Source organism: Aliterella sp. E5.1, assembly GCF_057473825.1.
In genome coordinates, this window is sequence record NZ_JBYCCV010000415.1 from 1 (window position 1) to 1,392 (window position 1,392).

The 1,392-nt window shown below is 36.7% G+C and carries 1 pseudogene; it reads right to left on the minus strand.

The features are described 5' to 3' along the window. Positions 1-15 precede the first annotated feature (15 nt). Positions 16-1,326, minus strand: a pseudogene (locus AC2VE5_RS27785) (IS701 family transposase). Between the last annotated feature and the right edge of the window lie 66 nt (positions 1,327-1,392).

Consider the following 1,392-nt stretch of genomic DNA (forward strand, 5'->3'; position numbering starts at 1 on the left):
CTTTCTTCTGTCACTCTAGGCAGAGGAAAAATAGAAATCGCTCCATAGCTCACTTAGAGATTGGAGACAATCAAACTGATTCATGATGGAGATTAGGCGAGGAAAACCAAGAGATAGTTGTGGGATGGGAAATACTTTTAGCCAGGGTTTAAGCAAATTAAAGCAAACAAAAGGTTGCAGAATTAAGCGCAGATTATTCAAGAGATTTTTCCAGCCTTTGTTCTATCAAAACTGGGATGAGATTGCAACTTATGAGAAACTGGAAGTAGAGACTGATTAAAACTCTCGCAATGAAGACTAACCATGAGGTAGGCACTCATAACAAGTTGCCACCACTTCTCAATTTGAGTATAATCAGTAACGCGAAAATCTGCCCATCCGAGTTCATTTTTACTTTGTTTCAATCCATACTCTACCCAAGTTCTGATTCCATAAATATTGCCGACTTCATGATATTTTACTTCTGGTATTTGTGTCATTAAATACGTAGTAGAATTCAAAGGCAACTTCTCAGTATCAGTAGTAACTTGCCAAAACTGTTCAGAGCGGCGTTTACCAAAGATAATTTCTCTTATATATCTAACTTCCTTATTTCCGTTGCTAAAAATCCGTTCAAATTTTCGCCATCTATTGCTTCTAACCTTCTGCCCTTTGGGTAGTAAAACTGTATGGTTACTACGAATAGCAATAGCAAACCGCAGTCTTAATTCATAGAGAGTATCGACAAAATTAACACCACTTTCTCCATATAAACTATCTGCTAATACTAAGTTAATCTGAAATCCTCTTGCTTGTAGCTTTCTAATCATCAAAGCTGCTATTTCTGGTTTAGTTAAATATTTATCCTCGTCTTTCAGTCTTTCTTTTGGTTTATAAACTTCAAATAGTAACGGCAATATTATCCCTTCTACATACCCATAAGCAGTAACTGCTACTATTCCATTTTCAGTCTTGCCTAAGTTGCCAATATATTGTCGTTTGACGTAATCAGTCGTATGCCCCTGCTTTTTATCTCCGGTATCATCAATAATCAAGATAATTGAGCGCCCTGACAAGACTCTCAAAATGATTTCTAATCTTTGCGCTTTCTAAGTCTTTTGCTTCCCAAGGCGACTCAGTTATAAAATGATGTAATGATTGTTCGTTTTCTAACCCAACAACTTTTGCAATTGCAGGTAGAGTTTTGCGTTTGATGTCGGAAATTAGTCCAACATGAAGATACTTAAATGCCTCAAAACTTCTCACTTCTGGAAATAAATGTCCATACATCTGACAGTAAGAATCGACAAATTGTACTGTAGGATGTGGTGTGCGAGGCTCTACCATAGCTAACACCAAGGTTTGAGAGCTTTGTTCCTATTATATTTTCTCTAGAGTGACAGAAGAAAGTTA